Source organism: Janibacter cremeus (genome assembly GCF_029395675.1).
GTDB classification, from domain to species: Bacteria; Actinomycetota; Actinomycetes; order Actinomycetales; family Dermatophilaceae; genus Janibacter; species Janibacter cremeus_A.
The window spans coordinates 3,368,913-3,394,039 of record NZ_CP115184.1 but is presented as its reverse complement, the minus strand read 5'-3'; the positions used below and the strand labels follow the sequence as shown (position 1 = coordinate 3,394,039).

At 70.9% G+C, this 25,127-nt stretch carries 24 protein-coding genes; 7 read left to right on the top strand and 17 right to left on the bottom strand.

Features of this window, described 5'->3' with window-relative positions:
* Positions 1 to 104: 104 nt before the first annotated feature.
* The 5 genes from O9K63_RS16285 to O9K63_RS16265 are packed head-to-tail and all read right to left on the bottom strand — an operon-like array spanning position 105 to position 4,734.
* Positions 105 to 818, bottom strand: coding sequence for an ABC transporter ATP-binding protein (locus tag O9K63_RS16285; RefSeq protein ID WP_277239589.1), 714 nt, complete (start codon positions 816 to 818; stop codon positions 105 to 107).
* Positions 815 to 1,663 carry an ABC transporter ATP-binding protein gene (locus O9K63_RS16280; RefSeq protein WP_277239587.1) on the bottom strand — a complete coding sequence of 283 codons (849 nt, stop codon included), beginning with the start codon at positions 1,661 to 1,663 and terminating at the stop codon, positions 815 to 817. The genes O9K63_RS16285 and O9K63_RS16280 overlap by 4 nt, the downstream gene beginning before the upstream one ends.
* Positions 1,660 to 2,625, bottom strand: coding sequence for a branched-chain amino acid ABC transporter permease (locus O9K63_RS16275; protein WP_277239585.1), 966 nt, complete (start codon positions 2,623 to 2,625; stop codon positions 1,660 to 1,662). Before O9K63_RS16275 ends, O9K63_RS16280 begins: the two co-directional genes overlap by 4 nt.
* Complete coding sequence (locus O9K63_RS16270) at positions 2,622 to 3,527, bottom strand: branched-chain amino acid ABC transporter permease (RefSeq protein ID WP_277239583.1); 906 nt, start codon at positions 3,525 to 3,527, stop codon at positions 2,622 to 2,624. Before O9K63_RS16270 ends, O9K63_RS16275 begins: the two co-directional genes overlap by 4 nt.
* A 28-nt stretch (positions 3,528 to 3,555) precedes the next feature.
* On the bottom strand, positions 3,556 to 4,734 hold the full coding sequence (locus tag O9K63_RS16265) for an ABC transporter substrate-binding protein (protein WP_277239582.1): 1,179 nt from the start codon (positions 4,732 to 4,734) through the stop codon (positions 3,556 to 3,558).
* 260 nt (positions 4,735 to 4,994) lie between these two features.
* On the opposite strand from O9K63_RS16265, the gene O9K63_RS16260 reads away from it, so the two are divergent.
* Entirely contained in the window at positions 4,995 to 5,858 is an 864-nt protein-coding gene (locus tag O9K63_RS16260; RefSeq protein ID WP_277239580.1) for a PaaX family transcriptional regulator, read from the top strand.
* A gap of 64 nt (positions 5,859 to 5,922) precedes the next feature.
* Here O9K63_RS16260 and O9K63_RS16255 read toward each other — a convergent pair whose 3' ends face one another.
* The 5 genes from O9K63_RS16255 to O9K63_RS16235 all read right to left on the bottom strand — a co-directional run bounded on the left by O9K63_RS16255 (position 5,923) and on the right by O9K63_RS16235 (position 11,198).
* Positions 5,923 to 6,465 carry a GNAT family N-acetyltransferase gene (locus O9K63_RS16255; protein WP_277239578.1) on the bottom strand — a complete coding sequence of 181 codons (543 nt, stop codon included), beginning with the start codon at positions 6,463 to 6,465 and terminating at the stop codon, positions 5,923 to 5,925.
* Entirely contained in the window at positions 6,462 to 7,958 is a 1,497-nt protein-coding gene (gene boxB, locus O9K63_RS16250; protein ID WP_277239576.1) for a benzoyl-CoA 2,3-epoxidase subunit BoxB, read from the bottom strand. The genes O9K63_RS16255 and boxB overlap by 4 nt, the downstream gene beginning before the upstream one ends.
* A 98-nt stretch (positions 7,959 to 8,056) precedes the next feature.
* Entirely contained in the window at positions 8,057 to 9,604 is a 1,548-nt protein-coding gene (gene paaZ, locus O9K63_RS16245) for a phenylacetic acid degradation bifunctional protein PaaZ (protein ID WP_277239574.1), read from the bottom strand.
* Positions 9,601 to 10,482: a 3-hydroxyacyl-CoA dehydrogenase family protein gene (locus O9K63_RS16240; protein ID WP_277239572.1), complete on the bottom strand. Its 882-nt coding sequence runs from the start codon at positions 10,480 to 10,482 to the stop codon at positions 9,601 to 9,603. The genes paaZ and O9K63_RS16240 overlap by 4 nt, the downstream gene beginning before the upstream one ends.
* On the bottom strand, positions 10,479 to 11,198 hold the full coding sequence (locus tag O9K63_RS16235; protein ID WP_277239570.1) for an SDR family oxidoreductase: 720 nt from the start codon (positions 11,196 to 11,198) through the stop codon (positions 10,479 to 10,481). Before O9K63_RS16235 ends, O9K63_RS16240 begins: the two co-directional genes overlap by 4 nt.
* A gap of 143 nt (positions 11,199 to 11,341) precedes the next feature.
* Here O9K63_RS16235 and O9K63_RS16230 point away from each other — a divergent pair, with 143 nt between their 5' ends.
* A complete protein-coding gene (locus tag O9K63_RS16230; protein ID WP_277239567.1) occupies positions 11,342 to 12,844 on the top strand; it encodes an aminopeptidase P family protein in 1,503 nt (500 codons plus the stop codon).
* A 176-nt stretch (positions 12,845 to 13,020) separates the two neighbouring features.
* Positions 13,021 to 14,076, top strand: a complete 1,056-nt coding sequence (locus O9K63_RS16225) for a MaoC family dehydratase (RefSeq protein WP_277239565.1) — start codon at positions 13,021 to 13,023, stop codon at positions 14,074 to 14,076.
* On the opposite strand, the gene O9K63_RS16220 is transcribed toward O9K63_RS16225, so the two are convergent.
* The 7 genes from O9K63_RS16220 to O9K63_RS16190 all read right to left on the bottom strand — a co-directional run bounded on the left by O9K63_RS16220 (position 14,049) and on the right by O9K63_RS16190 (position 21,205).
* On the bottom strand, positions 14,049 to 14,975 hold the full coding sequence (locus tag O9K63_RS16220) for a type IV toxin-antitoxin system AbiEi family antitoxin domain-containing protein (RefSeq protein ID WP_277239563.1): 927 nt from the start codon (positions 14,973 to 14,975) through the stop codon (positions 14,049 to 14,051). The two genes, O9K63_RS16225 and O9K63_RS16220, sit on opposite strands and share 28 nt — an antisense overlap.
* A gap of 148 nt (positions 14,976 to 15,123) precedes the next feature.
* A complete protein-coding gene (locus O9K63_RS16215; RefSeq protein ID WP_277239562.1) occupies positions 15,124 to 15,864 on the bottom strand; it encodes a PIG-L deacetylase family protein in 741 nt (246 codons plus the stop codon).
* Between the two features lie 86 nt (positions 15,865 to 15,950).
* Complete coding sequence (locus O9K63_RS16210) at positions 15,951 to 16,535, bottom strand: general stress protein (protein ID WP_277239561.1); 585 nt, start codon at positions 16,533 to 16,535, stop codon at positions 15,951 to 15,953.
* 171 nt (positions 16,536 to 16,706) lie between these two features.
* Positions 16,707 to 17,906: an acyl-CoA dehydrogenase family protein gene (locus tag O9K63_RS16205; protein WP_277239550.1), complete on the bottom strand. Its 1,200-nt coding sequence runs from the start codon at positions 17,904 to 17,906 to the stop codon at positions 16,707 to 16,709.
* A gap of 158 nt (positions 17,907 to 18,064) precedes the next feature.
* Positions 18,065 to 19,033 (bottom strand): L,D-transpeptidase family protein, encoded by a 969-nt coding sequence (locus O9K63_RS16200; protein ID WP_277239548.1) that lies wholly within the window; start codon positions 19,031 to 19,033, stop codon positions 18,065 to 18,067.
* Between the two features lie 211 nt (positions 19,034 to 19,244).
* Entirely contained in the window at positions 19,245 to 20,111 is an 867-nt protein-coding gene (locus O9K63_RS16195; RefSeq protein WP_277239546.1) for an HpcH/HpaI aldolase/citrate lyase family protein, read from the bottom strand.
* 2 nt (positions 20,112 to 20,113) lie between these two features.
* A complete protein-coding gene (locus O9K63_RS16190) occupies positions 20,114 to 21,205 on the bottom strand; it encodes an HpcH/HpaI aldolase/citrate lyase family protein (RefSeq protein ID WP_277239544.1) in 1,092 nt (363 codons plus the stop codon).
* Positions 21,206 to 21,316: 111 nt separating this feature from the next.
* On the opposite strand from O9K63_RS16190, the gene O9K63_RS16185 reads away from it, so the two are divergent.
* The 4 genes from O9K63_RS16185 (at position 21,317) to O9K63_RS16170 (ending at position 25,026) form a co-directional block, all read left to right on the top strand.
* Positions 21,317 to 21,844 carry a hypothetical protein gene (locus O9K63_RS16185; protein WP_277239543.1) on the top strand — a complete coding sequence of 176 codons (528 nt, stop codon included), beginning with the start codon at positions 21,317 to 21,319 and terminating at the stop codon, positions 21,842 to 21,844.
* Positions 21,845 to 21,994: 150 nt separating this feature from the next.
* Positions 21,995 to 23,269 carry a magnesium transporter MgtE N-terminal domain-containing protein gene (locus tag O9K63_RS16180; protein WP_277239541.1) on the top strand — a complete coding sequence of 425 codons (1,275 nt, stop codon included), beginning with the start codon at positions 21,995 to 21,997 and terminating at the stop codon, positions 23,267 to 23,269.
* Entirely contained in the window at positions 23,262 to 23,837 is a 576-nt protein-coding gene (locus O9K63_RS16175) for a DUF1003 domain-containing protein (protein ID WP_277239538.1), read from the top strand. The genes O9K63_RS16180 and O9K63_RS16175 overlap by 8 nt, the downstream gene beginning before the upstream one ends.
* A gap of 46 nt (positions 23,838 to 23,883) precedes the next feature.
* Positions 23,884 to 25,026 carry an Mrp/NBP35 family ATP-binding protein gene (locus O9K63_RS16170; protein ID WP_277239536.1) on the top strand — a complete coding sequence of 381 codons (1,143 nt, stop codon included), beginning with the start codon at positions 23,884 to 23,886 and terminating at the stop codon, positions 25,024 to 25,026.
* Positions 25,027 to 25,127 lie beyond the last annotated feature (101 nt).

Here is a 25,127-nt window from a genome sequence, read left to right as displayed (position 1 = left end):
CCTTCCGTCGTTCCGGTCGGGCGTCGCGGAGTGACCACGACGTCGGGGTACCCCTTCATCTTCTACATTACTCATGCGTTCCGTCAAGGGGTTGTAGTATTTATTTATCCGACGCCGAGAAGCCGTCGAGCCCGCTCGCCGTCCCCGCGGAACTCGTGCACGGTGCTGGAGTGGACGATCCGCCCCTTCTCCATCACGGCCACGCGGTCGGCGACGGTGAAGGCCGCGCGCAGGTCCTGCTCGACGATGAGGACGGTGATGCCCTCCCCCGCGAGCTCGCGCACGATGCCCGTGACCTGCTGGACGATCGCCGGGGCGAGCCCGTCGGAGGGCTCGTCCAGGAGCAGCACACGGGGGCCGAGCAGCAGTGCCCGGCCGATGGCGAGCATCTGCTGCTCGCCCCCGGAGAGCTGGTCGCCGCGGTTGCCGCGCCGCTCGCGCAGGCGGGGCATGAGCTCGTAGACGCGCTCGAGCGTCCAGTCACCCGAGTGCTTGCCCTCGGCGATGCGCAGGTTGTTGTGGACGGTCAGCGGGGCGAAGACCCGTCGGCCCTGGGGGACGATGGCGACACCGGACCGGGCACGGGCGTGCGTCGGCAGGCGCGTGATGTCCTCGTCGCCGACGTGGATGCTGCCCCCGAGCGTCTGGACGAAACCCATGATCGTCGACATCAGCGTCGTCTTGCCGACGCCGTTGCGCCCGAGCAGCGCCACGGTCTCGCCGGCGCCGACGTGCAGGTCGACGCCGGTGAGGACGGTGCTGCCGCCGTACCCCGCCTCCACGCCCTGGATCCTCAGGTCCGCTCCGGACGTGCTCATCGGGTGACCTCCTCGGTCGTGGCGGGCACCGGGGGCAGCGCCGGGTCGGTCGGTGTCTCGTGGAAGAGCTCCTCCATGGAGCCCTCGCCGAGGTAGGCCTTCTGGACCTCGGGGTCCTCGCGCACCTCGTCGGCCGGGCCGTCGGCGATGAGCGCCCCCAGGTGGAGCACGCTGACCCGGTCGGCCAGCTGGAAGACGAGCTCCAGGTCGTGCTCGATGATCACCACCGTGAGGTCCGCCGGCAGCGAGCGGACGAGGTCGCCGAAGCGCTGGCTCTCCGCCGGGGACATCCCGGCGGCGGGCTCGTCCAGCAGGAGCAGCTTCGGTCGGGTCGCGAGGGCGACCGCCACCTCGAGCTGGCGACGCTCGCCGTGGCTGAGGTTGCCGGTCATGATGTGCGACCGGTCGGTGAGGCCGACGTCGGCGACGCACTGCTCCGCGAGGTCGTCGATGTCGCTCGTGCGCCTCGCCGAGGACGTCAGCCACGACATCCCCTTGCCGGCCACCCGCTGCGCCGCGAGCGCGACGTTGTCCAGCGGGTTCATCGACAGGAAGAGCGAGCTGTGCTGGAAGGTCTTGCCCAGCCCCTGCCGGGCGCGCCACGCGGCGGACCGACCCGAGACGTCCGTGCCGGAGAAGAGCACCTGCCCGGAGGTGATCGGCAGCCCACCGGCGATGAGGTTGAACAGCGTCGACTTCCCTGCTCCGTTGGGCCCGATGAGGGCGTGCCTGCCCCCCTTCGCCACATCGAGGCTGACGTCGTCCACGGCGACGAGCGCGCCGTACTTCTTGGTGACGTTGCGCAGGCTCAGCGCGGGGACCTCGGGGTGCACGTCGGTGGTCATGCGCTCTTCTCCTGGGTGCGTCGGGTCAGCAGGCCACGCCAGTCGGTGCCGGCGAAACCACGGGGCAGCAGGTAGACGGCGAGGATGAAGACGACGCCCAGCAGCAGCGGGCCCCGCCCGCCGAGCACGGCCCCGATGTCGTCCCGCACGATGGTCACGACCGCGGCGCCGAGCACCGCACCCCAGAGCCGCCCGCGGCCACCGAGGACCACGGCCAGCAGGGCCATCGCGGAGACCTCGAAGCCGAGATCGGCCGGGGAGACGAAGCGGGTCTGCGCCACCCACATCGACCCGGCGGCGCCCGCCACCGCGCCGGCGATGGCGTAGACGGCGAGCTTGAGCCGGAAGGTGTCGTAGCCGATCGAGGCCATCCGCTCCTCGTTGTCCCGCAGGCCGCGGAGGGAGCGGCCCAGGGTCGTGCGCGAGGTCCACCAGATGACGGCGAAGCCGAGGAGGAAGACGAGCAGGATCCACCAGTAGCGGATGCCCGCCAGCGTCACCGCCTCGCCACCGGGCGCCAGGGTGATCGAGGGGATGCCGTAGAGGCCGTTGCTGCCGCCGGTCAGCCCGTCCCAGCGCAGGGCGAGCACGTGGGTCAGCTCGGCGACGGCCAGGGTCAGCATGAGGAAGTACGTCCCCTTCGTGCGGACCATGAGCACGCCGGTCAGGAGCGCGAAGAGCCCGCCGGTGACCACCGCCGCCAGCAGGGGGACGGGAGCGAAGGCGTCGACGTCCCGGGTCACCAGCGCGGCCGTGTAGGCACCGACGCCGAAGGGGGCGGCGTGCCCGAGCGAGGGCATCCCGGAGACACCGACGAGCAGGTCGAGGCTCACCGCGAGGAGCGCGAGGGCGAGGACGCGGCTGAGCACGTTGGCCGAGTCCGCCGGCAGGACCAGCGGTACGGCGACGAGCGCCAGCACGACGAGGGCGGCGATGACCGCGGAGGAGCGGGGGCGCATCATGCCGCCACCTCCTTCCGGCCGAGCAGGCCCTGGGGGCGCAGCAGCAGGATCAGACCCATGGCACCGAAGACGAGGAAGGACGCGTGGTTCGGCAGGAGGGAGACGCCGAGCGTCTCGATCTGGCCGATGACCAGCGCCCCGACGAGCGCGCCGCTGACCGAGCCGAGGCCGCCGATGACGACGACGACGAGGCCGAGCAGGAGCACCCGGTTGTCCAGGCCGGGATAGGCGGAGAGGATCGGCCCGCCGATCACGCCGCCGGCGGCCGCGAGGGCGGCGCCGGCGGCGAAGACCCCGGTGACGAGGCGCTTGGTGTCGACCCCGAGGGCGGAGACCATCTGCGGGTCGACGACCGAGGCCCGCACGAGCGAGCCGACGCGGGTGCGCTCGATGACGTAGAGCGCACCGACGGCCAGCAGCCCACCGACGATGATGACGATCAGCCGGTAGACCGGGTAGGACTGGCCGAAGACCGACATGCTGCCGTCCAGGCCCGCCGGTGCGGGGACCGTCTGCACCTCGTTGCCGAACTGCATCGAGATCAGGTCGGCGGCGACGAGTGCGATGCCCAGGGTGAGCAGCGCCTGGTCCAGGTGGCCGCGGTTGGCCACCGGTCGGACCATCGCGGACAGCCCCCAGCCACCCAGGCCACCGAGGACGGCCGCGAGGACGACCGCCCCCGCGAAGGCCAGCAGGGTGACCGTCGTCCCGCCCCCGAAGAGCGCGACGGCGATGTAGGCGCCGACGAGGTACGTGGCCCCGTGGGCGAGGTTGAGGACGTCCATGACGCCGAAGACGAGGGACAGTCCGAGTGCGATGACGAAGAGCAGGACGCCGAAGGCGAGCCCGTCCACGATCGTCACCGCGTTGTCGGTGATGAGGTTGGCCGTCAGTGCGGTCACAGATTCACTCCTGGTGGGGCGGAAGGGGTCAGGAGGAGGGCTTGGTCAGCTCGCTCTCGATGACGTTCGTCCACTCACCGTCCTGCTGGGCCACCTTGCGCAGGTAGTACGTCTGGTCCGGACCGTTGTTCTTGAAGGACCAGGCGCCGCGCGGGCTGTCGATCTCCTCGATGCCCTTCAGCCCCTCGACGATGTCGTCGCCGGAGGTGCCGGTCTCCAGGGCCTGGCCGAGCGCCGCGGCCGCGTCGTAGGCCTGCACCGCGTAGACGGTCGGCGGCTCGTTGTTGGCCTCCTGGTAGTCCTTGACGAACTGCGCGTTCGTCTCGTTCTCCAGGGCCGAGGAGTAGTGCAGCGAGGTGAAGATGCCCTCGGCCGCGCCGGCCTGCGCCTCCAGGGCACCGCCCTCGGTGAGGAAGCCGGTGGCGTAGAAGGGGATCTTGCCGTGCAGGCCGAGGCTGTCGTACTGCTTGACGAAGGTGACCGCCTCGGAGCCCGCGTAGAAGGCGAAGACCGCGTCCGGGTCGGCGTTGCGGACCTTCTGCAGGTACGGCTGGAAGTTGGTCGTCGTGCCGAAGGGGGTCATCTGGGTGCCCGCGATCTTGCCGCCGGCCGCCTCGAAGGTCTCCTTGAAGCCGGCGAGGAACTCGTCGCCCGCGGCGTAGTCGGGGCCCACGAGGTAGACCTCGCCGTCGACCTCCTTGGCCACGTGCTCGCCCATGGCCGCACCGACCTCGCCGTTGGCGAAGCTGGTGCGCCAGACGTAGTCGGAGCCGCTGTCACCGGTGATCGCGTTGGCGCCGGCGTTGGCGATGACCAGCGGCTTCTTGGCCTCGGTGAAGGCGTCGGTCAGGCCCAGGGCCACGGCCGAGTTGACGATGCCGACGACGGCGTCGACCGACTCGTCCTGGGCGAGCGTGGTGCCGGCGGGGACGCCGTCGTCGGGCCCGCCGCCCTCGTCGACGACCTTCACCTTGACGTCCTTGCCGCCGAGCTGCTTCTCGTTCTGCTCGAGGAAGAGGCGGAAGCCGGCCTCCATGTCCTCACCGAGGGGGGCGTAGACGCCGGACTTGGGCACGAGGAGACCGATGGTGACGCTGTCGTCGCCCTCGCCACCACCCCCGTCGCCGCCGGAGAGTGCGGACCCGCCGCACGCGGTGAGGGCGAGGGTCGCGGTGAGGGCCAGCGGAAGGGCTCGGGTGGGGCGCATGCGTACTCCAGGGGTGTGTGTGAACAGGCACGACGGGATGGGCGCTGCGCGCCGACCCCGTCGTCGGCTCCACCGAGAATGTCGCGCATTCGTTCTACAGTCAATAGGCGCGTCGGTAACTTTTCGTAGTAGGTTGCAGAGAACGCGGGCGTGGCCGGCCCCGAGCGGGGACCGTCGGAGCCGATGGCACCAACCGGGTGACGTTGTACGGTCGCGAGGGGCGTGGGACCCACCCCTACTCGTGATCCGAGGAGATGAGCGTGACGACGAAGGTGGACAGCAAGGCCGCGCCGTCGGCCGGCGACCGGACGACGACGGCCAGTGCCCGATCGCTGCTCCTGACGATCCTCGGCGAGTTCGTCCACCCCCGGGACGGATCGGCCTGGACGGGCAGCCTCGTCGCCGCGCTCGCCGGCCTCGGGGTGGAGGAGAAGTCGGCCCGCCAGACGATCGCCCGCACCGCGAGCCAAGGGATCATCGTCTCCGAGCGCCACGGTCGACGCGTCCGGTGGCGGATCACCGAGAAGGGCCGCGTGCTACTCGCGGAGGGCACCGAGCGCATCTACGGCTTCCTGCGCAACCAGCGCACCTGGGACGGGCGGTGGCTCGTCGTGGCGGCCGCGGTCCCCGAGTCGCAGCGCAGCACCCGGCACAAGCTGCGCACCCGCCTGACCTGGCTCGGCCTGGGCTGCCCCACCCCCGGCATGTGGATCATCCCGGACGCCGACAAGGAGGAGGAGGTGCAGACGGTCCTCGCCGACCTCGACCTGAGCGACCGCGCCTTCGCGTGGGTCGGTCGACGTGCGGCCGGCACGGACCCCGCCTCGCTCATCGACGCCGCGTGGGACCTGGACGAGGTGCGCGACCGCTACGTCGAGTTCGTCGAGGAGTTCGCCGAGCGGACCGTCGCCGACGATGCGGAGGCCTTCGTCGCCCAGGTGGAGCTCATCCAGGCCTGGCGCTCCTTCCCCTTCGCCGACCCGGACCTGCCGGCCGAGCTGCTCCCCCGGGACTGGCCCGGCCCCCAGGCCGCGACCCTCTTCCACACCCGCCGCGACCGCTGGCACCGCCTCGCCCAGCGCGAGTGGGAGCGCATGGAGACCGCCGCCGGCGAGCGCACCTGACCCCCGGCACGACGAAGGGAGGTGCGCACCCGCCGGTGCGCACCTCCCTTCGTCTCACTGTCGGTCAGTAGCGGTGTGACTCCACACCGACGTAGTCGCCGCTCTCCTCCTGACCCTCGGAGCGCGAGCCCGAGGGCACCCGCTCCGGCGGGGAGGTCTGGACGGGACCGAACTGCGCGTGCGGCTTCTCGCCGACGTGCTTGCGCAGCGAGGCGTCGGACTCGTTGCCCCGGTAGCCGCGCACGAGGAGCCAGTCGTGGACGTCGTCACGCTGCGGGTGGGTGTCCCGCACGGTGTTGTAGACGTAGTTGATGCCCCGGTCGCCGGCCTCCTGCTCGAGGTGGTCCATGACGAAGGTCCCGACGCCCTGGCCCTGACGCTGCGCGTCGACGACGAGGGTGATCTCGGCGTCGCCGCCCCAGGTCGTGTCGAGGGAGCCGAAGCCGACCACGGAGTCACCGTCCCGAGCCACGAACCAGTCACCGGGGAGCTCGGCGCCGTCCGCGAAGTCGAAGGCCAGGGCCCCTTCCGGGGCGGAGGCGGCGATCCTCGCCTTCTCCGCGTCCCAGATCGGCCGAGCCTCGTGCTCCCACGTCAGGGAGGTCACGCCAGACCCGCTTCCTTCAGGCCCTCCTCGTCGAGGTGGACGTAGTCGTACTCGACCGGCTGGCCGTTGATGCCCGTCGGCGGCTCGGCGATCCAGCCGGCGAACTTGCCGTACTCGTACTCCGGGACCATGAGCTCGGCGACCTTGGCTCGGTCCTCCTTGCTCGGGATCCACTCGTCGACCTTGGCCTCCCACGCCGCGTCGTCCAGGACCTCGCCGTCGGGGCTGACGTGGTGACCGGCGTAGACGCCGACCTGGCGGTGGAATCCCTCGTGCGGGATGTAGAGGCGCTCGTCGAGCCCGGCGTCCTCGAGGGCCTGGTTCCAGCGACGGACACCGTTCTCGCAGTCGGCCACGTACTCGTCCCGCAGGTCGAGGTTGAGGGCGGAGATCATCGGGACCGTCTTGGTCTTGATCTGGCCGTCCTCGACGTAGTTCATCTCGCGCTCGTCGTCGAGCAGCGTGTGGTCGTCCTTGCGACGGGTCTCCTGCCAGCGGCCCTTCAGGCCAGAGCTGTAGTAGTTGCCGGCGTTGGTCGACTGCTCGGAGCCGAAGAGGTCCATCGAGACCGAGAACTGGAAGTTCAGGTACTTCTGGATCACGTCGAGCGGGATGACCCCGTCCTCGAAGCCGGCCTTTCCGCCGTTCGCCTTCATCACCTCGGCGGTGCGCTCCACCGTGCGCTGCACGCCGGTGGTGCCGACGAACATGTGGTGGGCCTCCTCCTTGAGCATGAACTCGCAGGTGCGGGCCAGCGGGTCGAAGCCGCTCTCCTTCAGGGTCCCGAGCTGGTACTTGCCGTCCCGGTCGGTGAAGTAGGTGAACATGAAGAACTGCAGCCAGTCGGTGGTCTCCTCGTTGAAGGCACCGAGGATGCGCGGGTTGTCGTAGTCACCCGAGTTGCGCTTGAGCAGCTGCTCGGCCTCCTCGCGGCCCTCCCGGCCGAAGTAGGCGTGCAGCAGGTAGACCATCGCCCAGAGGTGACGGCCCTCCTCGACGTTGACCTGGAAGAGGTTGCGCATGTCGTAGATCGAGGGCGCGGTGTTGGCCAGGATGCGCTGCTGCTCGACCGAGGCCGGCTCGGTGTCGCCCTGGATGACGATGAGGCGCATGAGGTCCGCGCGGTACTCGCCCGGGACCTCCTGCCAGGCCTTCTCCCCCTTGTGCTTGCCGAAGTTCACCTCGCGGTCGGGGTTGCCCTCGGCGAGGAAGATGCCCCAGCGGTACTCCTCCATCGGCACGTGCTCGAAGTGCGCCCAGCCGTCGCGACCCACGGCCACGGCGGTGCGCAGGTAGACGTCGTGCGTCGGCAGCTGCGGGCCGAGGTTCTTCCACCAGTCGATGAACTTCGGCTGCCAACCCTCGAGCGCACGCTGCAGGCGGCGGTTGTCGTTGAGGTTGACGTTGTTGGGGATGCGCTGGCTGTAGTCGATCGGGCTCGTGGGGCCGGTCGGCTCCGGTGCGGAGCCGATGCGGTCATTGGTCGTCGTCATGCTCTCTCCTTGGCGCGTCGTTGCGGAGGCTTCGGTTTACTCTACAGATGCCCTGTCGCGACGACAAGACTTTGTGGACTATCGGTTTGCGAAGGGGGTCAGCCGAGCCGGTCGAGGACCGCCGGGCTGCCCTGGACCGCCGTGCGCTGGAGGTGGGCGTACACGGCCCGCAGGCCGCCCTCCTCCTCTCCCCCGCCGGCGCGGCCGGGGCCACCGTGGACGAGCTGCGGCATCGGCGTGCCGTGCCCGGTCGACTCGGGCGCGCTGTCGCGGTCGAGGACGAGGATGCGCCCGTGCCACGGTGCCGCCCCGGCGACGATCGCCGAGACGAAGTCCGGGTCCGCGGACACGACGGAGCCGGCCAGGCTCCCTTCGCCCCGGGCCATCAGCTCGACCGCGTGGTCGGCGTCGCGGTAGCCCATCAGGGCGCTCACCGGGCCGAAGGCCTCGACCTCGTGCGGCTCGCGACGGTCCGCGTCGTCGATGCGCACGAGCACCGGTGACATGAAGGCACCCTTGTCCGCGTCGGCACCGACGACGTCGACGGAGTCGAGGTCGCCGAAGACGACGGTGCCGGCGTCGGCGATCTGCCGGGCGGCCTTCTGCACGTCGGCGCGCTGGTCGGTGCCGACGAGGGCGCCCATGCGCACGCCCTCCGCACCCGGCGCCCCGACGACGACGCCCGAGAGGCGCTCGGAGACCGCGTCGGCGACCGCGTCCAGCTGGGACTCGGGGACGATCGCGCGGCGGATCGCGGTGCACTTCTGCCCCGCCTTGACCGTCATCTCGGTGACGAGGGCCTTGACGAAGAGGTCGAACTCCGGCTCGCCGGGGACCGCGTCGGGCCCGAGGACGGAGGCGTTGAGGCTGTCCGCCTCGGCGTTGAAGTGCGCCGAGCGCTCGGTGACGGCCGGGTCGCGCCGCAGCATCGCCGCGGTGTCCGCCGAGCCGGTGAAGCCGATGTGGTCCTGGCCGCCGAGCTCGTCGAGGAGGCCCGGGATCGAGCCCGCGACGACCTGCAGCGCACCCTCGGGAAGGGCGCCGGAGTCGATCATCATCCGCACCGCTGCGACGGCGACGTAGGCCGTCGGCGTGGCCGGCTTGACGATCGTCGGGACGCCGGCGAGGAGGGCGGGTGCCAGCTTCTCGAGCATCCCCCAGACGGGGAAGTTGAAGGCGTTGATCTGCAGGGAGATGCCGTGGGGGCTGCTCAGCACGTGCCGTCCGCCGAAGACGCCCTCCTTGCCCAGCTGGATGAAGTCGTCCTCGACGACCACGGTGCCCTCGGGCAGGCCCTTGCGGCCGAGCGAGGCGTAGACCATGGCCGTGCCGATGCCGCCGTCGACGTCGACGGCGGAGTCGCGCGCGGTGCAGCCGGCCCGGGCGGACAGGGCGTAGAGCTCGTCCTTGCCCTCCTGGACGGCACCGGCCGCGGCCTTGAGCGCGGCCGCGCGCTCGGGGAAGGTCATCGCGCGGAGGGCGGGTCCCCCCTTCGTCCTGGCGTGGGCGACGGCCTCCCCCAGGTCGATGCCCTCGCTGGACACCCGGGTCACGACCTCGCCGGTCACGGCGTCGTGGACCTCGCGGCCCTCTCCGGTGCCGGCGGCCCATCGGCCGGCGACGTAGCTCTCGAGGATCTCACTCATGCTGTCTTCTCCTGCGTGTCGTCGTTCCAGTCGTAGAAGCCGCGCCCGGTCTTGCGGCCGTGGTGGCCCTGCTCGACCAGGTCGACGAGCAGCTGCGGCGGGGCGAAGCGGGGCCCGAGCTCGCGCTCGAGGTAGCGGGCGATGCCCAGGCGGGTGTCGAGGCCGACGAGGTCGGTGAGCTTCAGCGGGCCCATCGGGTGGCCGTAGCCCAGGGACATGGCCGCGTCGATGTCCTCCGCGGAGGCGACGCCGGACTCGAGCATGCGGATCGCCTCGAGGCCGATCGCGACCCCGAGGCGGCTGCTGGCGAAGCCCGGCGAGTCCGCGACGACGACCGGCGTCTTGCCGAGCCCGTCGCGCACCCATCCCACGGCACGCTCGCGCCAGGCCTCGTCGGTCGCGGTCGCGATGACGATCTCGACGAGCTTGCTCGCGGGCACCGGGTTGAAGAAGTGCAGGCCGAGCAGCCGCTCCGGGTGGCGAAGGGAGGTGGCCAGGGCGTCGAGCGAGATGCTCGAGGTGTTGGTGGCCAGGGCCGCATCGGCGGCGATGACGGCCTCCGCGCGCTGCAGCGTCTCCCGCTTGAGCGCCTCGTCCTCGGGGACGGCCTCGACGACGAGGCCGCACCCGGCGAGGTCGGCCGCGTCGGTGGTCGTGGTCAGGCGAGCCATGGGCTCGGCGGCGTCGGTGATCTTGCCGCGCTCGACGCTCTTGTCGCACGAGCGCTGCACTCGAGATGTTGCCGCTGACACGCTTTCCACGTCCCGCTCGAGGAGGACGACCTCGCAGCCGGCCATGAGCATCCCGTGCACGATGCCGGCGCCCATGAGACCGCCGCCGATGACCCCGGTGCGGGCGGGGAGCCCTCCGGCGGTCATGCGAGACCTCCGCTCGCGTCGATGACGTCGCCGGTGACCCAGCGGGCGTCCTCCGAGACGAGGAAGGCGACGACGCCGGCGATGTCCTCCGGAGTGCCGAGGCGACGCAACGCGTTGCTCGAGGCCATCGCTTCGACCGCCTTCTCGGAGGTGATCGAGCGCATGTACTCGGTGTCGGTGGCCCCGGGACGCACGACGTTGGCCGTGACGCCGCGCTTGGCGACCTCCTTGGCGGCGACCCTCGTCGCGGCCTCGAGTCCGGCCTTGGCTGCGGCGTAGGTGCTCTGCCGGGCCGGGGCGACCCGCGCGGCGGCGCTGGAGACCATGACGATCCGTCCGCCGTCGGCGACGCGGCGCGCCGCCTCGCGCAGCACCAGCAGGGCCGAGACGAGGTTGAGGGAGAGCGAGTCGTCGATCTGCTCGCGCGTCAGGTCGGTGATGCGGGGGTAGTCCCAGCCGCCGACGCAGCTGACGACGACGGCGAGCTCGCCGGCCTCCTCTGCCGCGTCGAAGGCGGCCACGACGCCCTGCTCCGTGGTGGCGTCGGCCTCGAGGGTGCGCACCGTGCGCTCGTTGGTCGTCAGCTCCTCGGCCAGCTGCGCTGCGCGCTCCGGGTGGCTGTGGTGGGTGATGGTCACGTCGTGGTCCGCCGCGAGGCGACGGGTCACTGCCGCGCCGATCCCTCCGGCTCCGCCCAGTACCAGGGCAGTAGTCATCGTCGACTCCCTTCGTCCCGACCAACATGCCACACTTTCATGTCGTCACGCTAGTTGTTCTGTCGACCTTCCTTCCCGGCTGCCGAAGGGGGTCACCCCCTCCGCCGCCGTAGCCCCGAGCCACATGGTGAGACGATGGCGCCATGAGCGAGGAGCAGCAGCAAGCAGACAACCGCAAGCGACCGACGACGGACGAGTTCCGAGCCTTCGTGGCCCAGGACTGGGCGCCGCGGTCGAGCGACCGCCCCCCGCTGACCGAGGCCGCGAGGCGCGCCGCCGAGCGCCGCGCCACCGTCTCCGCCGCCCACGAGGGCGAGCGCCTGGTCGTCCCGGCGGGTGGCTTGAAGGTGCGCGCCAACGACACCGACTACGTCTTCCGGCCGCACACCGCCTTCGCCCACCTCACCGGTCTGGGCGCCGACCGGGAGCCGGACGCCGTCCTGGTCATGGAGCCGCTGGGCGGCCCCGACGAGCGAGCCGGCCACGAGGCCTCGCTGTACTTCCGTCCCCTGGCGCCGCGCGACTCCGAGGAGTTCTTCGGGGACGCCCGCTACGGGGAGTTCTGGGTCGGCGCCCGCCCGTCGATCGAGGACGTCGAGTCCGAGCTGGGCCTCACCGGCCGCCACGTCGACCAGCTCGAGGACGCCATCGGCAAGGATGCCGGGCAGGTCGTCGTGCGGATGGTCCGCGACGCCGACCTCGCCCTGACCGCCCGCCTGGACACCGTGCGGGTGCAGGGCGGCGCGAGCGAGGAGAGCCTGGTGGAGGCGGACGAGGCCCTCGCCCACGACCTGTCCCATCTGCGGATGATCAAGGACGACTGGGAGGTCGAGCAGATGCAGGAGGCCGTCGACGCCACCCGCGTCGGCTTCGAGGCGGTCATCCGTGAGCTGCCGAGCCTGCCCGAGCGCGGTCGGGGCGAGCGCTGGGTCGAGGGGACCTTCGGCCTGCACGCCCGCCACCAGGGCAACGGCGTCGGCTACGACTCGATCTGTGCCTCCGGTGACCACGCCAACACGCTGCACTGGATCAAGAACACCGGCGACATCTCCGAGGGCGACCTCATCCTGCTCGACGCCGGCGTCGAGCTCGACTCGCTCTTCACCGCCGACATCACGCGCACGCTGCCGGTGAGCGGGACCTTCAGCGAGACCCAGCGCGAGATCCACGAGGCCGTCGTCGCCGCGCAGGCCGCCGGGATCGCCGCAGTCCGGCCGGGTGCGAAGTTCTCCGACGTCCACGCCGCCGCCATCCGCGTCATCGCCGAGCACCTGCACGCCTGGGGGCTGCTGCCCGAGGGGGTCTCCGTCGAGGACACCCTCGACAAGGAGCACGGCCAGTACCACCGCCGCTGGATGGTGCACGGCACGAGCCACCACCTCGGCCTCGACGTCCACGACTGCGCCCTGGCCACGCGCGAGGAGTACATGGACGCCGAGCTCGCACCGGGCATGGTCCTCACCGTCGAGCCGGGCCTGTACTTCAAGGCCGACGACCTCAAGGTCCCCGAGCGCTTCCGTGGCATCGGCGTGCGCCTCGAGGACGACGTCGTCGTCACCGAGGACGGCTGCCGCAACCTCTCCGGCGAGTGGCCGCACTCCGCCGACGAGATCGAGGCGTGGATCGCTCAGGTGCAGGCCCGCTGAGCCGGACCGCCGCATCTCCCCGGGGAAATGCGGCAACCATGCGCACGACCACAGGGAAATGCGACACCAGGGAAGTGCGCGGGTGTGGCCGGGTCAACACGACTCGGCCACACCCCCTTCGCCGGCCGTGCGCGAAGATGGCGGTGATCCCCCTTCGCCCGACGAAAGGCCCCCGCATGTCCACCAAGACGGTCCCCGGCAACTACTTCGAGGACTTCTCGATCGGTCAGGAGATCCGGCACGCGACGCCGCGCACGGTGACCGACGGCGACATCGCTCTCTACACCGGGCTGTACGGCTCGCGCTTCGCCGCGACGAGCGCCTCGACCTTCGCGGAGGCGATGGGCTTCGCGCGGATGCCGGTCGACAGCCTGCTGGCCTTCCACCTCGTCTTCGGCAAGTCCGTCCCGGACATCTCGCTCAACGCCGTCGCCAACCTCGGGTACGCGGGCGGTCGCTTCGGCGCCCCGCTTCACGTCGGTGACACCGTGACCACGACCTCGACGGTCATCGGCCTGAAGGAGAACTCCAACGGCAGGACCGGCGTCGTCTACGTCAACTCCGTCGGCGTCAACCAGCGCGGCGAGATGGTCGTCGACTACGTCCGCTGGGTGATGGTCCACAAGAAGGACCCGGCCTCCCCCGCCCCCGAGACGGTCGTCCCCGATCTGCCCGGGGCGGTCGCCGCCGAGGACCTGCACGTGCCCTTCCACCTCGCCGGTCGCGAGTACGACGTGGACCTGGCCGGCAGCCCATTCCTCTGGGAGGACTACGAGGCCGGCGAGCGCATCGACCACCTCGACGGCATGACCATCGAGGAGTCGGACCACATGCTCGCCACGCGGCTGTACCAGAACACCGCGAAGGTCCACTTCAACCAGCACGCCCAGTCGCAGTCGACGATCGGCCGCCGGCTCATCTACGGCGGGCACGTCATCAGCCTCGCCCGGGCCCTGTCCTTCAACGGCTTGGCGAACGGCCAGACGATCGCCGCGATCAACGCCGGCGCGCACGCCAACCCCACCTTCGCCGGAGACACGGTCTACGCGTGGTCCGAGGTCCTCGAGAGGATCGAGCTGCCGGGCCGCACCGACGTCGGCGCGCTTCGCCTGCGCACGGTCGCGACCAAGGACACCCCGTGCGCGGACTTCCCGTACAGGGGCGAGGACGGCAAGTACCTCCCCGAGGTCGTGCTCGACCTCGACTACACGGTGCTGATGCCCCGCCGCTGAGCGCCGTCGATCCTCGCCCGCACGCGCTCCGGGTGGTCCAGATCGGCCCAGACGAGCCGGATGACGACACACCCGAGGGCGGTGAGGCGCTCCTCCCGGGCCTTCTCCCGCGCCAGGGCACCGCGCCCGTCGGCGCCCTCGTACTTGACCATGCCGTCGAACTCAACGACGACGGCTCCACCCACCATGAAGTCGACCCGGCCAACGAAGCTCCCGTGGTCGTCGCTCACGCTCACCTGGCTGCGCACGTCGTAGCCGAGCCCGTGCAGGAGCAGCCGCGTCCGGCTCTCGCCGACCGACTCGCACGAGGGATCCGCCCGCTCCACCAGCGCGGCCACCCGCGCCCTGTCCAGTGGACCGCGTGCAAGCCGCTCACCGGCCGCCTGCACCTGGGGCAGCCGGCACCTGCGCTGGTGCAGGGCATCATCCAGTGCCACCACGCCTGCCTCGACACCGCACCGGAGCGTGACCTGGACGACCGCGGTCGCGATGTCCACTGTCGCGTAACCGCCGACGTGGACCGGCTCGATCGCGGCATCGACGGGATGGGTCCGCACACCGCTGACCGTCCGGGTCCGCGGCACCGGGGCCATCAGGTCGACCACGCGGCTCGGGACGCCCCACAGCGCGATGCCGTGGAGCGCGAGCGCGCTCTGGTGGCTCGCCGTGTGGCCCGGTCGGCCCAGCAGGACCGCGCGGACGCGCAGGGCGAGCTGCTCCTCCGGACGCGCCGATCGCCACCGGTCCTCGAGCACGTAGGCGTTGCGCCGCACCCGAACCGCCTCCCCTGCCCGCACGACCTCCCGCACGTCATGCTCGCCCAGGAGGCAGGAGCGCACGTCCTCCCAGGTGAAGACGTCGCCGTTCTGCTCGGCCCGTCGTCGCAGTCGATCATCCACCGTCCGATCGTGACGGACCCGCGGAAACGGCCGCTCACGATATCCACAGGCCTCCCCCTTCGTCCCGGACGCAGAAATCGAGTCAGGACGCAGGAATTACCACGTCCCGACTCGATTTCTGTGCCCAGCGAGCGCGCCGAAGGGGGGATCAGCGCGGGAAGTGCTCGACGAGCAACGCGTGCGTGACCATGGGGTCGCGCACCCGCTCGGCACCCATCCCGAGGATGTTTCCCAGCAGCTCCGCCGGCGACGGGAAGTCCTCCGGGAGCGCGGCGTTGTAGAGCCGGTGCTCCTCGAGGGACTCGATCGCGTCGTCCAGGTGTCCGGTGACGTCGACGTAGTGGGTCGGTGTCGGCCCGGCGACCACGCCGACGGCGGTGACCTTCCACGGCTCGAGGCCCTCGTCGATGAGCTCGGGGAAGATCCACCGGTTGCCCGCGTCGGCGCTCGCGTCGAGCGTGGCCAGACCGACGGCGCGGTGGTCGGCCTGGTTGAGGTGGCCCCCGGCGAAGGTCTCGGCGTGGGTCAGGGTCAGCACGAGGTCGGGTTTCGCCCGGCGGATGGCCGCGGCGATGTCGCGGCGCAACCGCAGCCCGTACTCGATCGTCCCGTCGGGGTGGTCACCGAACTCCACGGACTCGACCCCGACGACCGCTGCGCTGGCGCGCTCCTCGTCGGCCCGGGCAGGGGCGGCGTCGATGGGGTCCATCGTGTCGATCCCGGCCTCACCCCGGGTGAGCAGGAAGTAGCGCACGGTCTTGCCCGCGCCGGTCCACGCGGCGACGGCTGCGGCCATGCCGTACTCGATGTCGTCGGGATGGGCGACGACGCAGAGCACGGAGTCGAAGGAGGACTCGTCGAGGGCGGCCAGGTCGGACAGGATGGTCACACCGCGACGCTATCCAGCCGAGCGCGTTCCGGCCACCCCCCGAGCCGGCTGATGGCGAAGGGGGGCCCTCCCCCCTTCGTCACGGGTCAGGTGGTCTGCCCGCCCCGGTCACGGTCCATGCGCTCCTGCTCGGCGCGGGCCTGCTCCTGCCGCTGGCGCACCTGCTCCTGGGCGGCGCGCATCGGGTCGAGCTCGGCGAGCAGCTCGCGGGCGGTCTGCATGTGCTTGTGCTCGGTGAGCACCTCGTAGCGGGAGGCGACGACCTGGCTGATCGAGGTGAAGTCGCGCTGCCCACCGGTGGAGCGGTAGCCCAGCCACGCCCACACGAGGCCGAAGACGGCACCGATGAGGACCGTGGACACCAGACGCTGGACGAGGTTGTCCCCGCCCTCGAACATCGCGAAGACGAGCCCGACGAAGACACCGATCCACAGACCGGACAGCAGGCCGCCGAGGAGCACCTTGCTCGTGGTGAGGCGTCCGCGCACCCGCTCGACCTGCTTGAGGTCGGTGCCGACGATCATGACGTCCTCGACGGGGAACTCCTTGTCGGCGAGGAAGTCGACGGCACGCTGCGCCTCGGCATAGGTGTCATAGGTGACCAGGGACATCGGGAAGCGCAGCCCGAGGTGATCTTCCATCCGGGCGGTCATGTGCGGCTGCGTACTCATGGCCCCATTGTCCCACCAAACTCCTGACCCCCAACCCCGCGGTGATCCGGTGCACACGCGCCAACGAACTACTGCAGGCAGTACCTCGTATCGCCTGCAGTAGCTCGAGCTACGGCCGACGATACGAAAGGCTGCCTGCAGTAGTTCGTATCCGACGGTCCTGGGGTCCGGTCAGCGCTTGGCCGGGTAGTCCTTCAGGATGCTCTTGCCGATGATCATCTTCTGGATCTCGGCGGTGCCCTCACCGATGAGCAGCATCGGGGCCTCGCGGTAGAGGCGCTCGATCTCGTACTCCTTGGTGTAGCCGAAGCCACCGTGGATGCGGAAGGACTGCTCGACGACGTCGGCGCAGTACTCGGCTGCCATGTACTTCGCGATACCGGCCTCGAGGTCGTTGCGCTCGCCCTTGTCCTTCAGCCGGGCGGCCTTGACCATCAGCTGGTGGCCGGCCTCGACCTTGGCGGCCATGTCCGCGATGCGGAAGAGGATGCCCTGGTGGTCGACGATCTTCTTGCCGAAGGTCTCGCGCTGCTGGGCGTAGTCGATGCCGAGCTCGAAGGCGCGCATCATCAGGCCGCACGCGCGCGAGGCGACGTTGACCCGGCCGACCTCGACGCCGTCCATCATCTGGTAGAAGCCCTTGCCGGGCTCGCCACCGAGCAGCTGGGCGGTGCTGGTGCGGTGGTTGTCGAAGATCAGCTCGGTCGTGTCGACGCCCTTGTAGCCCATCTTCTCGATCTTGCCGGGGACGGTGACGCCCTGCGCGGTCTCGCCGAAGCCCTCGGTCTTGTCGATGAGGAAGGTCGACATGTTCTTGTGCGCGGTGTCGGCACCGAGGTCGGTCCGGCACAGCACCGCGACGAGGTTGGCGGAGCCACCGTTGGTCAGCCACATCTTCTGGCCGTTGATGGTCCACTCATCGCCCTCACCCTTGACCGCCTTGGTCTTGATGCCGGCGACGTCCGAGCCGAGCGCCGGCTCCGACATCGAGAAGGCGCCGCGGATCTCACCGGTGGCCATCTTCGGCAGGTAGCGCTGCTTCTGCTCCTCGGTACCGTGCTTGAGGATCATCCACGCCACGATGAAGTGGGTGTTGATGATGCCCGAGACCGGCATCCAGCCGCGCGCGATCTCCTCGACGCACAGGGCGTAGGTGAGCAGGGACTCGCCGAGACCACCGAACTCCTCGGGGATCATCAGACCGAAGATCCCCATCTCCTTCATCTGGTCGACGATCTTCTGCGGGTACTCATCCGCGTGCTCCAGCTCCTGGGCCACGGGGATGATCTGCTCGTCGACGAACTCCTTCACGAGCCCGAGCAGGTCCTGCTGCTCCTCGGTGAGTCCGTCGGTCGTCTGCAGTCGGGACATGCGCGTTCAAACCTCATTGCGGTCGTGGGCAAGGGATCCGGGCCAGTATCCCAGCCGGGTGCCCCCTCCGCCACGGCGTCCGCGGGTGTCCTCGGCCACGTCGGACAGGGGCGAAGGGGGACGCCCCCTGCTCGTCCCCCTTCGCCTCGTCGGTGCCGTCAGTACACCCAGACCCTTCGGCCGATCGGTGCGAGGCCGGAGCCCCAGACGTAGTTCATCGCGGCGTTCGACACGCGCGCGCAACCGTGGGAGGCCGGGTAGCCGGGGATGGACCCGGAGCCGTGGATCGCGATGCCGCCGTTGAAGTACTTCGGGCGCCACAGCGCGCCGAGCGGCCCGTAGTCCATCCGGTTGACCTGGCGGAAGATCCGGTACCGCCCCCGCGGGGTGCGCCAGCCGGACTTGCCGGTGCTGGTGTTGAGGACCCATCTCGTGCGACCCGACACGACGAAGATCACGACCTGCCTGCCGAGGTCGACCTCCATGACCGTGCCGCTGGTCGTGCGCCCACGCGGTCGGTTCAGACGGTCTATGACGGCCCAGGTGTTGGGCCCGCAGACACCGTCGCGCGCGAGTCCGTGGACCTTCTGCACGGCCATGACGGCCTGTGCGGTGGTGTGACCGTAGACGCCGTCGTTGCCCGTGTGCCAGTAGCCGTTGGCCCGCATCGTGCGCTGCAGGCGCGTCACCGCCGAGCCCCGGCTGCCGCTGCGCAGCAGCGGGTGCGAGCCGGACGACTCGGTGGCGGTTTCGCCACCGCCACCGCCACCGGACCCGGCGAGACGGTCGACGACCGCCCAGGTGTTGGGCCCGCAGATGCCGTCCACGACGAGCCGGTGGTCGCGCTGGAGTGCCATGACCGCCCCCCGGGTCGACGGCCCGTAGATGCCGTCGACACCCATGTGCTCGTACCCGGCGTCGAGCAGCTTGCGCTGCAGCTCACGGACGGCGGTCCCCCGGCTGCCGAGGCGGAGCAGCGGATGGGTGGCGGCGTGGGCGGGTGCGACGACGCCGACTCCTCCGAGGCCGGCTGCCAGCGCGGCAGCCACACTTCCTCGCATGAGCAGTCGCCGGTCGAGCACCCCCCTCGTTGTGCCGGCCGCGTGGCGAGGCTGGTGAGTGTTCATCTGACTGACCCCCTGTGGTCGAGGACGAGCGTCCCTGCCCGCCCCTCACTGACCCAGACGTCCGGGACACCTCGGCCGGTTGCGTGCCAGGAGGTCACAAAACGATGACGCGCGCCGTCCCCGGGCGCGGGCGGGCAGCACGAAGGGGGCGACCCGGCCGATCAGCCCGGGTCGCCCCCCTTCGTGGCTCCCCTCGTCAGGAGCCGGTCGGTCAGGACCTCGCGAGGATCGCCTCGTGGGTGGAGAGCACCCGGCGGGCGATGTCCACGTGGAGGTTCTCGATCATCTTGCCGTTGTGGGTGACGACGCCGGTGCCGGCGCCCTCCTCCCAGGCAGCGAGGATGCCCTTGGCCTCCTCGACGGCCGCCTCGCTCGGCGCGAAGGTCGTGTTGCACACCTCGACCTGGCCGGGGTGGATGAGCGTCTTGCCGTCGAAGCCCATGTCGCGGCCCTGCTCGCACTCGGCCGTGAAGCCCTCGAGGTCCTTGACCGCGTTGTAGACGCCGTCGAGGACGGCGATGCCGGCCTCGCGGGCCGCGAGCAGCGCCCACGACAGGGAGGTGAGCAGCGGCGCACGGCCGGGGACGTGGTCGGCCTGCAGCTCCTTGACGAGGTCGTTGGTGCCCATGACGAAGGCGACGAGCCGGTCGGAGGCCTGCGCGATCTCGCGGATGTTGAAGATCGCGGCGGGCGTCTCGATCATCGCCCACAGCTTCGTGTGCCCGGGGGCGCCGGCGGCCTCCATCGCCGCGACGAGCGCACGCACCTCGTCGGCCGTGTTGACCTTGGGCACGACGATGCCGGCGGGCCCGGCCGCGGACGCGGCGGCGATGTCCTCCTCGTGCCACTGCGTGCCGATGCCGTTGACGCGGATGGTCAGCTCCCGGTCCCCGTACTCACCGGACTGCACCGCGGCGCAGGCGGCCTCGCGGGCGGCGGGCTTGTCGTCCGGGCCGACCGCGTCCTCGAGGTCGAGGATCAGGGCGTCGACGGGCAGGGTCCTGGCCTTCTCCAGCGCGCGGGCGTTGGAGGCGGGCATGTAGAGGACGGAGCGGCGGGGGGTGTACGTCTCGCTCATGATCAGGCCTCCTTCCCGGCCTCGGCGTACGTCTTCGCCAGCTCGGGGTCGTTGGCGGAGAGGCGCTCGGCGAGCTCGAGGACGACCATGCACTGCTTGTAGGAGGCGTCGTCCTCCATCTTGCCGTCGATCATCACGGCGCCGCGCCCGTCGGGCATGGCCTCCTTGACGCGGCGGGCGTGGGCGACGTCCTCCGCGGTGGGGCTGAAGACCTTCTTCGCGATCTCGATCTGCACCGGGTGCAGGCTCCACGCGCCGACGCAGCCGAGGAGGAAGGCGTTGCGGAACTGGTCCTCGCACGCGACGGTGTCCTTGATGTCGCCGAAGGGCCCGTAGAACGGGAAGATGCCGTGCATCGCGCAGGCGTCAACCATCCGGGCGATCGTGTAGTGCCACAGGTCCTGCTGGAAGACGGCGCGCTGCCCGAAATAATCAGGAGTGCCGTCCACTGCGTCCTTTGACTTCGTCGGGTCCTGGCGCACAAGGTAGCCGGGGTGGCCGCCACCAACGCGCGTGGTCTTCATCCGGCGGTCCGCGGCGAGGTCGGCCGGGCCCAGGGAGATGCCCTGCATGCGCGGGGACGCACCGGCGATCTCCTCGACGTTGGCCATGCCGCGCGCGGTCTCGAGGATCGCGTGGACGAGGATCGGGCGCTGCACGCCCCCCTTCGCCTCGAGCTGGGCGAGGATCCGGTCGATGTAGTGGATGTCCTCCGGGCCCTGGACCTTGGGCACCATGACGACGTCGAGCTTGTCGCCGACCTCGGTGACGAGGCGGGTCAGGTCGTCGAGGACCCACGGGCTGTCGAGGGAGTTGATCCGCGTCCACAGCTGGGTGTGCTCGCCGAAGTCGACCTCCCGGGCGATCCTCACCAGGCCCTCGCGCGCGGCCTCCTTCTTGTCGGCCACGACGGCGTCCTCGAGGTTGCCGAGGAGCACGTCCGAGACACCGACCATGTCCGGGACCTTCTTGGCCATCTTCTCGTTGCTCGGGTCGAAGAAGTGGATCATCCGGCTCGGCCGGGCGGGCACCTCACGGACGGGCGTGGGGGCGCCCACGGCAAGGGGGGCGAAGAAGTCCTTGGCACTGCGCATGGGGTGGCTCGAGTCCTCTCGAAACGGCGAAGGGGTATCGCTGCGAAACCTAGCAGCGGGCCCGGGCCGCGGCTCATGATCCACATCACGGGGGCCGCCTATGGTTGGCCCATGAGCGAGGTCAACCTCTCGGCCCTCACGAGTGAGGCGCTGAGCAAGTCCACGGTGCTGTGGCTGCGGGCCGGCGGTCGCGACCGCGCCACGTGGTTCGCCACCGGGGACGACGACCTCGCCGACCACGTGCTCCTCGCCTCCGGCGGGCCGGAGGTCGACCTCGGTCCCCTGCCCGACGAGGTCGAGCTGATCCTGCGCAGCAAGGGCGACGGCGGACGCCTGCTCACCCTGCGCGCCGAGGCCCGCTCGATCGACCCCGGCAACCCGCTGTGGGAGTCGGCGGCCCACTCCCTGCTCGGCGAGCGCCTCAACGCCCCGCAGGACCTCCTCGAGCAGTGGCGCACCGCGACGACGCTGTGGTCGCTCGCACCGTACGGCGCGCCGCTGCAGGCCCCGGGCATGCCGGGCCCGGACTCCACCGCCCGGGTGGACGCCCCGATCACCACGGGCGAAGGGGGCACCCGCCCGCGTCGTCCGTGGCACCTGGGCGGCCGGTCCCGCTCTCGCAGATCCGCAGGAGCCTAGGCTCCTGCAGATCCGCAGGAGCCTAGGCTCCTGTGGGCGTCCGGTCGCAACTGTTCAGGCAGTTGCGAAGGCGTGCGGATGTCGGCCCGCGCCGGGACTCGCCCGCCGACCTGGTGGCCGCTGGCCGGCAGCCCATTAGTCTGGGGAACCGTGAGCGCTCCCTCCCGGTTCTTCGTCGCCCGTCTGGCGAGCCTCAACGTCTTCGACCCCCTCGGTGACCAGGTGGGGCGGGTGCGCGACGTCGTCATCACCTTCTCCGCCTCGCGCCGCCCGCGGGCCATCGGTCTGGTCGTCGAGGTCCCCGGCCGGCGACGCGTCTTCGTCCCCATGACGCGGGTGACCTCCGTCGAGGGTGGTCAGGTCATCACGACCGGTCTGGTCAACATGCGCCGCTTCGAGAAGCGCGCGACGGAGACGCTCGTGCTCGCCGAGCTGCTCGAGCGCCCCGTGACCGTGCGCACCGACGACGGCCCCGTCGAGGCGACGGTCGAGGACGTGGGCATCGAGCAGCTGCCCAACCGCACCTGGTCGGTGACCAAGGTCTTCGTGCGCGGGGGGCGCAAGTCCCGGCGCGGGCTGCTCGTGCGCCGGCGCGGGGAGACCTTCACCGTGCCCGTCGAGGACGTGACCGGGCTGTCCGAGCGGGCCAGCGCCGCCGAGCACTCCGCGGTCAAGCTGCTCGAGTCGGTCGAGGACCTCAAGGTCGCCGACCTCGCCGAGGTCATCTCCGACCTCGCGCCCGAGCGCCGGGACGCGGTCGTCGCCGCCCTCGGGGACGACCGGCTCGCCGACATCCTCCAGGAGCTCGGCGAGGACGACCAGATCGCGATCATCGGGACCCTCACCCAGACGCGCGCCGCCGACGTCCTCGAGGCCATGGACCCGGACGACGCGGCCGACCTGCTCTCCGTGCTGCCGGCCGAGCGCACCGAGACGCTGCTGCAGCTGATGAAGCCCGACGACGCGGAGCCGCTGCGTCGCCTGCTCAGCTACGACGAGAACACCGCCGGTGGTCTCATGACGACCGACCCGGTGATCCTCGCGCCCGAGGACACCGTCGCCGAGGCCCTCGCCGTCGTGCGCCGCGAGGAGATCACCGCCGGGCTGGCGGCCACCGTCTACGTCTGCCGCCCGCCGCTGGAGACGCCGACGGGCAAGTACCTCGGGATGATCCACATCCAGCGGCTGCTGCGCGAGCCCCCGCACGAGAGCATCGGGCGCTACCTCGACAAGGCGATCGACCCCCTTCGCCCGGAGGAGCCGCTCGGCCAGGTGACGCGGACGCTGGCGACCTACAACCTGATCTCCGCCCCCGTCGTCGACGAGCAGGAGCACCTGCTCGGTGCGGTGACCGTCGACGACGTGCTCGACCACATCCTCCCCGAGGACTGGCGCGAGGAGCGCCACGAGGTGAGCGATGAGTGAGCGCGAGCGCCGCACCGCCCGCGTCGACACCCCCCAGGAGGTCCGGCGCCAGCTGATCCGCCGCCCGTCCGGCATGTCGAGCGAGACCTTCGGCGTGCTGTCGGAGAAGTTCGCGCGCTTCATGGGCACGCCGCGGTTCCTCATCTGGATGACGATCTTCGTCACCGTGTGGCTCGCGTGGAACACCTTCGCGCCGCAGTCCGCCCAGTTCGACCCTCGGGCGCTGAACTACACGCTCCTCACGCTGATCCTCTCGCTGCAGGCCTCCTACGCCGCCCCACTGATCCTGCTCGCGCAGAACCGGCAGGACGACCGCGACCGCGTCGGCCTGGAGCAGGACCGCGTGCAGGCCGAGCGGGCGCTCGCCGACACCGAGTACCTCACCCGTGAGGTCGCGGCCCTGCGCATCGCCCTGCGCGACGCGGCCACGCGCGACTTCATCCGCGGCGAGCTGCGCGACCTGCTCGAGGAGATGGAGACCAAGGGCCTCGAGGTGCGCCGGCGCGAGAACGACGCCGCCGCGGACGAGGTGGACGAGGCGCCGGAGGGCCCCAGCCCGCGCTGGTGAGCGGACCCACGTCGGAGGGCCCGAAATACGGACCTACGATGGATGCATGGCCCCCCACCCCACGATCACCGACGAGCAGCTGCGTGACGCGCTCAGCACCGTCATCGACCCCGAGATCCGCCGGCCCATCACCGAGCTGGGCATGGTCGAGTCCGCGGCCGTCGACGCCGACGGCCTGGCCACGGTCACCATCCTGCTCACCATCTCGGGGTGCCCCCTCAAGGACACCCTGACCAACGACACCACCAACGCGATGAAGTCCATCGAGGGCGTCACCGACGTGAAGGTCACCCTCGGCGTGATGAACGACGAGCAGCGTGCCGAGCTGAAGAACCACCTGCGCGGTGGCCAGGCGGAGAAGGAGATCCCCTTCGCCAAGCCGGGCTCGCTCACCCGCGTCTACGCCATCGCCTCCGGCAAGGGCGGCGTCGGCAAGTCCTCCATCACCGCCAACCTCGCCGCGTCCCTCGCGGCCGAGGGGCTGAAGGTCGGGGTCGTCGACGCCGACATCTACGGCTTCTCCATCCCCCGGATGCTCGGCGTGACCCACGCGCCGACACAGGTCGACGACATGATCCTGCCGCCGATCGCCTCCGAGGTGAAGGTGATCTCGATCGGCATGTTCGTCCCCGGCAACCAGCCGGTGGTCTGGCGCGGCCCGATGCTCCACCGGGCGCTGCAGCAGTTCCTCGGCGACGTCTTCTGGGGCGACCTCGACGTGCTCCTGCTCGACCTGCCCCCGGGCACCGGTGACATCGCCATCTCCGTCGCCCAGCTGATCCCGAACAGCGAGCTGCTCGTCGTGACCACGCCGCAGCAGGCCGCGGCCGAGGTCGCCGAGCGCGCCGGCTCGATCGCGATGCAGACGCACCAGCGTCTCGTCGGCGTCATCGAGAACATGTCCTGGCTCGAGTTGCCCGACGGCAGCCGGCAGGAGCTCTTCGGCTCCGGCGGTGGCCAGTCCGTCGCCGACTCGCTCACCCGCACCGTCGGCGCCGAGGTCCCGCTGCTCGGCCAGATCCCGCTCGACGTCACGCTGCGTGAGGGCTCCGACCACGGCGAGCCGACCGTCCTGTCCAACCCCGACGGGCCCGCCGCCGTGGCCCTGCGTGGCATCGCCCGGGGCATCGCCTCGCGCTCGCGCGGACTGGCCGGCCGCAGCCTGAGCCTCACCCCCACCGGGAACTGAGGCCGGGCGGCCGAGCCCCTTGGCGCATGTCCGAAGGGGGTGGCCCGGCGCTCCCCTCGCGCGGACGCAGGGGCGGCCCTTGGCGCCCGGTCCGGCCGCCT

Bases quoted from the DNA above. Each gene is read 5' to 3' on its own strand.
- O9K63_RS16285 (WP_277239589.1), bottom strand. From the start codon at position 818: ATGAGCACGTCCGGAGCGGACCTGAGGATCCAGGGCGTGGAGGCGGGG.
- O9K63_RS16280 (WP_277239587.1), bottom strand. From the start codon at position 1,663: ATGACCACCGACGTGCACCCCGAGGTCCCCGCGCTGAGCCTGCGCAAC.
- O9K63_RS16275 (WP_277239585.1), bottom strand. From the start codon at position 2,625: ATGATGCGCCCCCGCTCCTCCGCGGTCATCGCCGCCCTCGTCGTGCTG.
- O9K63_RS16265 (WP_277239582.1), bottom strand. From the start codon at position 4,734: ATGCGCCCCACCCGAGCCCTTCCGCTGGCCCTCACCGCGACCCTCGCC.
- boxB (WP_277239576.1), bottom strand. From the start codon at position 7,958: ATGACGACGACCAATGACCGCATCGGCTCCGCACCGGAGCCGACCGGC.
- paaZ (WP_277239574.1), bottom strand. From the start codon at position 9,604: ATGAGTGAGATCCTCGAGAGCTACGTCGCCGGCCGATGGGCCGCCGGC.
- O9K63_RS16240 (WP_277239572.1), bottom strand. From the start codon at position 10,482: ATGACCGCCGGAGGGCTCCCCGCCCGCACCGGGGTCATCGGCGGCGGT.
- O9K63_RS16235 (WP_277239570.1), bottom strand. From the start codon at position 11,198: ATGACTACTGCCCTGGTACTGGGCGGAGCCGGAGGGATCGGCGCGGCA.
- O9K63_RS16230 (WP_277239567.1), top strand. From the start codon at position 11,342: ATGAGCGAGGAGCAGCAGCAAGCAGACAACCGCAAGCGACCGACGACG.
- O9K63_RS16225 (WP_277239565.1), top strand. From the start codon at position 13,021: ATGTCCACCAAGACGGTCCCCGGCAACTACTTCGAGGACTTCTCGATC.
- O9K63_RS16210 (WP_277239561.1), bottom strand. From the start codon at position 16,535: ATGAGTACGCAGCCGCACATGACCGCCCGGATGGAAGATCACCTCGGG.
- O9K63_RS16205 (WP_277239550.1), bottom strand. From the start codon at position 17,906: ATGTCCCGACTGCAGACGACCGACGGACTCACCGAGGAGCAGCAGGAC.
- O9K63_RS16200 (WP_277239548.1), bottom strand. From the start codon at position 19,033: ATGAACACTCACCAGCCTCGCCACGCGGCCGGCACAACGAGGGGGGTG.
- O9K63_RS16195 (WP_277239546.1), bottom strand. From the start codon at position 20,111: ATGAGCGAGACGTACACCCCCCGCCGCTCCGTCCTCTACATGCCCGCC.
- O9K63_RS16190 (WP_277239544.1), bottom strand. From the start codon at position 21,205: ATGCGCAGTGCCAAGGACTTCTTCGCCCCCCTTGCCGTGGGCGCCCCC.
- O9K63_RS16185 (WP_277239543.1), top strand. From the start codon at position 21,317: ATGAGCGAGGTCAACCTCTCGGCCCTCACGAGTGAGGCGCTGAGCAAG.
- O9K63_RS16175 (WP_277239538.1), top strand. From the start codon at position 23,262: ATGAGTGAGCGCGAGCGCCGCACCGCCCGCGTCGACACCCCCCAGGAG.
- O9K63_RS16170 (WP_277239536.1), top strand. From the start codon at position 23,884: ATGGCCCCCCACCCCACGATCACCGACGAGCAGCTGCGTGACGCGCTC.